Annotated in this window: 5 protein-coding genes; 1 reads left to right on the top strand and 4 read right to left on the bottom strand. The window is 72.6% G+C overall.

Translation table 11 applies throughout. The features are described from left to right. Positions 1–68: 68 nt before the first annotated feature. The 3 genes from Q9R33_RS00310 to Q9R33_RS00300 all read right to left on the bottom strand — a co-directional run bounded on the left by Q9R33_RS00310 (position 69) and on the right by Q9R33_RS00300 (position 5,888). Positions 69–557, bottom strand: a complete 489-nt coding sequence (locus Q9R33_RS00310; RefSeq protein WP_311292495.1) for a nitroreductase/quinone reductase family protein — start codon at positions 555–557, stop codon at positions 69–71. A gap of 229 nt (positions 558–786) precedes the next feature. Next, positions 787–2,883 carry a YhgE/Pip domain-containing protein gene (locus Q9R33_RS00305; RefSeq protein WP_311292494.1) on the bottom strand — a complete coding sequence of 699 codons (2,097 nt, stop codon included), beginning with the start codon at positions 2,881–2,883 and terminating at the stop codon, positions 787–789. Then, positions 2,880–5,888, bottom strand: a complete 3,009-nt coding sequence (locus tag Q9R33_RS00300; RefSeq protein WP_311292493.1) for an MMPL family transporter — start codon at positions 5,886–5,888, stop codon at positions 2,880–2,882. The genes Q9R33_RS00305 and Q9R33_RS00300 overlap by 4 nt, the downstream gene beginning before the upstream one ends. 135 nt (positions 5,889–6,023) lie before the next feature. Here Q9R33_RS00300 and Q9R33_RS00295 point away from each other — a divergent pair, with 135 nt between their 5' ends. Continuing rightward, positions 6,024–6,662 (top strand): TetR family transcriptional regulator, encoded by a 639-nt coding sequence (locus Q9R33_RS00295; RefSeq protein ID WP_311292492.1) that lies wholly within the window; start codon positions 6,024–6,026, stop codon positions 6,660–6,662. 90 nt (positions 6,663–6,752) lie between these two features. Here the strand turns inward: Q9R33_RS00295 and Q9R33_RS00290 are convergent, their stop codons facing one another. Continuing rightward, positions 6,753–7,754: an o-succinylbenzoate synthase gene (locus Q9R33_RS00290; protein ID WP_311292491.1), complete on the bottom strand. Its 1,002-nt coding sequence runs from the start codon at positions 7,752–7,754 to the stop codon at positions 6,753–6,755. Positions 7,755–7,772 lie beyond the last annotated feature (18 nt).

Below are 7,772 nucleotides of genomic sequence, written 5' to 3'. Positions count from 1 at the left end.
CCGTCGCCGGCGCCGGCGGGTCGGGTCTCACTCTCCCCCGAGGGACCCGACCCCGCCGGACATGACGCTCAGGGCGCCGGGGTGAGCACGACGACCGGGGTCTCGCGGCTGCGCAGCGACGCCATCGCGTCGAGGTCCGCGTCGCCCTGCAGGGTGCGCCACACCGCCCAGAGGCGTTCGCGGTCGGCTCCCGTCGCCTCGCGGGCGAGCACGTCGCGCCTGCCGTCGGGAAGATCGACGGATGCCGCGGGCCGCGCCTCGAGGTTCAGCCACCACGCCGGCGGCGGGTCGCCCCAGCCGTTCATCGCGAGGGTGACGAGGTCGGGGCCGTCCTCGAAGTACGCGACGATCGCGACGCGCGGCTCGCCCGAGCGGCGGCCGACCGTGTGCAGGCGCATCATCCCGTAGACGGTGGGGGACGGATGCCGCAGCCCCACGCGTCCGCGGGTCACCCGGTACAGCGCCCGATGGACGACCCACGCGGTGCGGATGAACCAGCGCGGCGGGATCCGGGCCGGATCGCGGCGCGCCTCGGTCGGGTGCGGGGAGGGGTTCATGCTTGCGATCCTGTCGCGCCGCGGTCCCGCCGGCAATCGGCCGATCGGCCACTGTTCGGCCGCCGATCGGACGAGCTGCCCGCCCCGGGTGATGCCTCGGGTTTTGGGGCGCGTCGCGTACGTTCGGGGCGCGCGCGGCGCGCCCCGAACGTCGCTCCCGCGCCCCGAACCCGACACGACACGGCGGAGCCCCGGCCGGGCGGCGGCCGGGGCTCCGAGGACGAGCGGGTCAGGCGGTGGCGGGCGCCGCCTTGAGCAGCGCGCGCGCCGAGGTGCTGCGCCGGCGCGCGACCGCGAGGATCGTCGCGCCGAGGGCGAGCAGCGTCCACACGACCAGGCCGGCGATCGCGGCGCCGAGTCCCGACGCCGAGGTGAGGGCGGCGAGCATCCCGTTGTAGGCGGGCCCGGTGGGCAGCAGCGCCGCGACGCTCGAGAGCACACCGGGCACCGTCGAGACGACTCCGGTCGCGACGGCGAACACGCCGATCAGTGCGGCGATCCATCGCCCGGCACCGCCGAACACGGCGATCAGGGCCTGGTTCACCGCGGCGAACGCGATGCCGGCGACGACCGCCACCACGGCGAACATCCACCAGTCCGCCCACGCGTACGACGCGGCGAGCTGCACGACGCCGGCCACCAGCATGCCCTGCACGGCGCCGAGCGCCGCCGCCGGGGCGAACGAGCGCAGCGCGAGCAGCGCCGAGGGCTGGCGCGACGTGAGCGCGCGGCGCGAGACGGCCTGCAACGCGACGAAGGTGCCGAGTCCGCCGAACCACAGTGCGAGGGTCGCCAGCAGCGGGATCGCGGAGGCGCCGAACAGCGACGTGCCCACGCCCTCCGCTTCCACGGGGTTCGCCACCACGGTGGCGAGGTCGGTGGCCTGGTCGTCGGTGTACGACGGGAGGGAATCGGATGCTGTGGCCAGCCCGCTCGCGAGCTCTCCGGTGCCGTCGGCGAGCTGGGCCACGCCGTCGGCGAGGCTCGTCGCGCCGTCGGCGGCCTGGGTCGCGCCGGACGCGAGCTGCGATGCGCCGTCGGAGAGTCCGTCCGCACCGCTCTCGATGCCGGTCACGCCGGTCGCCAGCTGCCCCGCGCCCGCCGCGGACTGGTCGATGCCGCCGGCGAGCTGGGTGAGGCCGCCCGCGAGCGTGCCGACGCCGGTGCCGATGGTGCGGAACTGCGTCGCGAACTCCTGGGTGACGCCGGTGTTCAGCTGAGCGATGCCGTCTGCCGTGAGCTGGGTCAGGGTCGCCGCACCGGGGTTGTCGGTAGTGGGGCCCGTGCCGTTGAGGATCACGGAGGTCTTGCCGGCCGAGGCCACGGCCGTCCCGAGCTGCCTGCAGAAGTCCGTGGACTGCGTGCAGGATGCGGCGAGCTCCTGCAGGGCTTCGAAGTTCGTCTTCGCCTCTGCTGCCGCCAGACCGGTCGCCGTCGACGCGCCGCCCGCGGCCTGCGTGAGTCCGTCGGGCACGATCCCCGTCTGCTCGAGCACGGTCGCGCCGGCGTTCACACCGTCGGCGATCTGCTGCGCCCCAGCAGACGCTTCGCGCGTCTTGCCGGCGATCGTGGTCAGACCGGACTGCAGCGACGTCGCGCCGCCCGCGATCTGGCCGGCGCCGCTCGCCAGCTGCGAGGCGCCGCTCGCCAGCTGCTCGTTGCCGTCGGCGAGCTGCGAGATGCCGTCGGGCAGCTGCGCCGCGCCGTCGGCGGCCTGGGTCGCGCCGTCGGCGAGCTGCTGCGCACCGTCGGCGGCGGTGCCGAGCTGGTCGCCCAGCGTCGTGAACCCGAGGAAGACGTTCTCGAGGTACACGGTCGACAGCTGCGTGCCCATGGTCGAGGCGGCGGCGGAGGCGACCTGCGCCGTGATGGCGTCGTCCACGATGAGGCTGTCGGGGGGCGTCGTGACCTCGATCGTGGCCTGCTCGGGCGTCTCGCCCGGGCGGGTCGACAGCGCGGCGGCTGTGAAGTTCTCGGGGATCGTGATGACGGCGGCGTAGGTGCCGTCGGCGAGGCCGGCAGCCGCGTCATCCGCGTTCGACAGCGTCCACGTGAGGTTGCTGTCGAGCTCGTCCGAGCCCTCGACGAGCCCGGCGGTGAGCTGGCGGCCGAGCGGCACCAGCTGCCCGTCGACGGTGACCGGCTCGTCCTCGTTCACGACGGCGGCGGTCAGGTTGTCGAGCCGCTCCACGGGGTTGTACAGCGCGGCCACCAGGATGCCGCCGATGACGACGGGCAGCAGCAGCACGCCGATCAGCGTGAGCCACGTGACGGGCCGGGTCGAGCGCGCGCGCTCGACGGCCGTGGTGATCCAGTTCGGGGTCATGCGTTCACCTCTGCGGTGGGGGTGGTCTGAGCGGTGGCGGAGCGCAGCGTGATCGAGGTCACGTCGGGGCGGTGCGCGTCCGCGAGAAGGGCGAGAGCCGCGCTCTCGGTGCGGCCGGTCACGACGAGCGTCAGACGCTGGTCGCTCGCCGCGAGCGCCGCGGCGGCGTCGCGCAGCAGCGCGGCGGCCTGGTCGCGCTCCGCGTGATCGAGCGCGTCGACGCCTTCGATCACGACGAGGCTCGCCTTTCCGGCGAGGGCGCGGCGCAGCGCCGGCACGCGGTCGTCGGCGTCAGCGAGGAGCGCGAGCCCGACGTGCGCACGCACCCAGGCGCCGCGCTCGGGGAGCAGATGGCCGGCGACGCGCAGGCGTCCGTCGGTCGGGGCCAGTCGCGCCGCGATCGTGAGCGCGAAGGCCCGCGCCGCGCGGGGGTCGCCCGTCGCGATGAGCGTGCCGCCGGGCTCCGCGCGGAACGCGGCGTCCTCGAACAGCACGACCTCGCCGGCCGAGCCGCCCGCGTCCGCGCGCACGGCGACGCCGTCGCCGACGACCACGGCCGTCGTGTCGGGCTCCGGCCATGCGGCGAGCGAGAGCTCACGCTCGACGGCCTCGCCCTCGATGTCGAAGTGGGGGAGGATCCGCTCGAGCCAGCGCGGCATCCACCACGCCTTGTCGCCGAGCAGGGTCATGACGGCCGGCACGAGCGTCATGCGCACGAGGAACGCGTCGACGGCGATGCCGACGGCGAGGCCCAGCGCGATGGGCTTGATCGACGAGTCGCCCTCGGGCACGAAGGCCGCGAACACCGCGAACATGATGACCGCGGCGGCGGTGACCACGCGCGCCGAGGCCGTGAAGCCCGAGCGCACGGCGCCGACCGCGATGTCGCGGCTGCCGCGCGTCGCGTGGCCGCCCGCGGCGCGGCGGGCGTGCACATAGTCCTCGCGCATGCGGCTGACGAGGAAGACCTCGTAGTCCATGGCCAGGCCGAACAGCACGCCCATCAGGATGATCGGCATGAAGCTGATCACGGGGCCCGTACGGTCCACGTGCAGGAGCTCCGCGCCCCAGCCCCACTCGAAGACCGCGGCGACGACGCCGAACGCGGCCATCACCGACAGCAGGTAGCCGAGGGCGGCCTTGATGGGCACCCAGATCGAGCGGAACACGATCATGAGGAGCACGAGCGACAGGCCGACGACGAACACGCCGAACGGCAGCAGAGCGGCACCCAGGCGGTCCGAGATGTCGATGCCGACGGCCGTGAATCCCGTCACCTTGAGGTCGACGCCGTACTCGTCCTCGAGCTCCGGGGCGAGCGCGCGCAGGTCGCGTACCAACTGGGCGGTCGCCGGGTCGTCGGGCGCGGTCTCGGGCACGATCTGGATCAGTCCGGTGTCGGCGGTCTCGTTCGGCGTCGCGAGCGCGACCTCCTTCACGCCCGGCACCTTCTCGATCTCGGCCTTGAGGTCGGCCATGAGTCCGAGCGGATCCGTCGACGTCACGATCGTGCCGGTCATGATGAGCGGGCCGTTCGAGCCGGGCCCGAAGTGCTCGGCCGTGAGGTCGTACGCCTGACGCGCCTGGCTCGACTCCGGCTGCTGGCCGGCGTTCGGCAGGGCGAGCGCGAGGCTCGCCGCCGGGATCGCCATGACGCCGAGGGTGAGCACGACGGCGATGGTGGTGACGATCGGGTGCTTGGTGACGAGCGTGACCCAGCGATTGGTCTTCTTCGTCGGGGTTCCGTGGGCCGCCTCTGCTGCGAGGACGGTTTCGTTGTTCTCTGGTTCGTGCGTCCGAGCGGCATCGGTGGCCGCTCGCGCGCGCCGTGAGGTCTCCGCGGGCGCGGCTCCGCTCAGGGAATCCGAAGCATCCGATTCGTCCGAGGCGGTGGCGCTCGTCTCGGTGAGGGTGTCCGTTTCCGCCTCCGCCGAGCGGCGCGCGCCGGGCAGCGGCATCCCGCGCCGCTTCCTGCCGTGGCCCCAGCCGGCGACGCGGTGCTTCGCGAAGCCGAGGAGCGCGGGTGTGAGGGTGAGGGCGACGACGACGGCGATCGCGACGGCGACAGCCGCGGCGATGCCCATCGTCGTGAGGAAGGGGATGCCGGCGAAGCCGAGGCCGATGAGGGCGATGAGCACCGTGATTCCGGCGAAGACGACCGCCGAACCTGCCGTACCGGTCGCGCGGGCGGCGGATTCCTCGGGCTCGACCCCGGCGCGCACCTGATCCTGATGTCGCGCCACGATGAAGAGGGCGTAGTCGATGCCGACCGCGAGTCCCAGCATGATCGCGAGCATCGGCGTGGTCGACGACACCGAGACGAACGCGGTGGCGATGAAGATGAGCGCGATCGCGAGACCCACGCCGATGAGCGCGGACACGAGCGGGAACCACGCCACCGCGAACGAGCGGAACGTCACGATGAGCACGAACAGCGCGATGAGCACGCCGACCGCCTCGATGAGAGACAGTGCCGGCACAGAGGTCGAGAAGAGGTCGCCGCCCATGGCGACCTGCGAGCCCTCGGGAAGCGTCTCGCGCAGATCGTCGGCGACCTGTTCGAGTCCCTCCTTGGTCTCGTCCGACACGTCGGTCGACTGGCCGTCGAACTGGAGGCGGATGATCGCGGCGGACTCGTCGTCCGACACCATGCCCGTCACCATCTCGTTGAAGGGGTCGGTCACGGCGATGACCCCGTCGAGGTCTTCGAGGTGCGCGACCGTGTCGCCGATGGCGCCGCTGTACGGCTCCTCGTCGATCCGGTCGCCGTCGGCCGTCACGATGACGAGCTGCGCGCTCGTGCCGCTCGCCTGCGGGAAGCTGCGATCGAGCAGCTCGATGCCCTCCTGGGCCTCCGTGCCGGGGATCGAGAACGAGTTGTCCGTCCCGCCCAGGTGCGGGATCGCGAACCCGAGGGCGATGCCCAGCAGCATCAGCCACGAGACCAGCACCCGCCACGGGTGGCGGTAGGTCCAGCGACCGAGCGCATACAGAAGAGTCGACAACAGCGCCTCCGGTTACGGGTGGAGAGTTCGGGAACCGTCGATACAGCGCTGTATCGGATACATGAGTGTATCGTAGGGCGGGCCTGCCGCCCCAACCTGAGTAGTGCGTGTGAGACTGGACGAGATGGAGGACCGATGACCGACACCCCCGTGGCCGAAGCGACCGGCACCTCGCGTCGTCGCGAGGCGACCCGGCAGAAGCTGCTGGATGCCGCCGCCCTGGTCTTCGCGGAAGTCGGCCTGGACGCGGCCTCCGTCGAAGCGATCTGCGAGCGCGCAGGCTTCACGCGCGGCGCGTTCTACTCCAACTTCGAGACCAAGGACGAGCTCATGCTCGCCCTCACCGAGCGGGTCGCCGGCGAGAAGATCGACGAGGTCGCCGAGCGCGTCGCCCAGCTCCAGGAGCGCGGCGAGGACCTCGAGCCCGGCGCCCTCGTGCGCCAACTGCTCGATGTGGCGTTCGACAAGAAGGAGGGCATCCTGCTGACCAGCGAGATCCGCACGCGCGCGATGCGCGACCAGCGGCTCGCCGAGACCTACCTCGCGTGGCAGGCGGGTATCGTCCAGCGCGTCGGGTCCTTCATCGAGGAACTCGCGCTCACGTATCGCTTCAGGCTGCGCCTACCGCCGCAGGAGTTCGCGGGCCTCATCTTGCAGACCTGGGAAGACACGTCGGCCTTCGCGGTCATGACCGGCCTGAGCGTGCCAGAGATGCACCAGCTGGTCAACGAGCGCACCGCGCGTGTGGCCACCGCCCTCGTCGACCCCCTCTGATCCCGGGCAGTCGCGCTTCTCCCGGTCGTTGAGCGAGCGAAGCGAGTCGAAACGCCCCGGGTTTCCCGCAGGCAGTAAGTCCCGCAGGCATCACTCCGCGGTGCGCAGCACCTCGTAGCACCGGGCCAACCGGTCGAGCCACCACTGGCGGCGGTCGGCGGATGCTGCGTGCTCGGCGAGCAGTGCCGGGTCGGGGGTCACCCGGCCCACGACGAGCGCGCCGGCGCGCGGTGTGAGCGGCGGGTCGACCACGTCCGCCGTGAACAGCGACGCCGTGCCGAGTCCGCAGTCGTAGTCGAGCTCGGGGAGGGCCGCGGCCAGCGCGACGCCCATCGACAGCCCGACCGACGTGTCGAGGGCGCTCGACACGATCGCGGGAAGCCCGGCCTCGGCGACGATCTCGAGCGCTCGCCGCACCCCGCCGAGCGGCTGCGCCTTGATCACCAGCAGATCGGCGGCTCCCGCCCGCGCGACCTCGAGCGGGTCGGCGGCCTTGCGCACGCTCTCGTCAGCGGCGATGGGGATGCCCATGTACTTCACGCGTCGGCGAAGCTCGGCGAGCTCCTCGACGCTCGCGCACGGCTGCTCGACGTATTCGAGGTCGAACTCCGCGAGCGCGTGGACCGCGTGCTCGGCCTCGTCGACGTTCCACGCGCCGTTCGCATCGATGCGCACGCGGCCCTCGGGCCCCATGGCCTCGCGCACCGCGCGCACGCGCGCCACGTCGTCCGCGAGCACCTGACCGGGCTCCGCCACCTTGACCTTCGCCGTGCGGCAGCCGTCGAACCGTGCGAGCACGGACGGGACGGATGCTGCCACCACCGCCGGCACGGTGGCGTTGACGCCGATGAGGTCACGGCGGGCGGCGGGTCGCGGCATCCGTGAATCCTCGATGGCGGCAGCCAGCCACGTCGAGGCCTCCGCGTCGCCGTATTCGGCGAACGGCGAGAACTCGGCCCAGCCCTCGGGGCCCTCGAAGAGGAGGGCTTCGCGCACGTCGATGCCGCGGAACCGCGTCGCAAGCGGCAGTGCGACGACGTGCGCGGTGTCGAGGATCTCGGCGAGCGGGGGGAGCGGAACGGCGGTGGTCACGTACTCAGTCTGCCCCGG

The sequence above is a fragment of the Microbacterium sp. PRC9 genome (assembly GCF_031844125.1).
Taxonomy (GTDB): domain Bacteria; phylum Actinomycetota; class Actinomycetes; order Actinomycetales; family Microbacteriaceae; genus Microbacterium.
Note: the sequence above shows the minus strand (reverse complement) of the source record. Positions and strands in the feature narration are given on the sequence as shown.

Excerpts from the sequence above, each read along its gene's own strand:
- Q9R33_RS00310 (WP_311292495.1), bottom strand. The coding sequence starts at position 557 with ATGAACCCCTCCCCGCACCCGACCGAGGCGCGCCGCGATCCGGCCCGG.
- Q9R33_RS00305 (WP_311292494.1), bottom strand. The coding sequence starts at position 2,883 with ATGACCCCGAACTGGATCACCACGGCCGTCGAGCGCGCGCGCTCGACC.
- Q9R33_RS00295 (WP_311292492.1), top strand. The coding sequence starts at position 6,024 with ATGACCGACACCCCCGTGGCCGAAGCGACCGGCACCTCGCGTCGTCGC.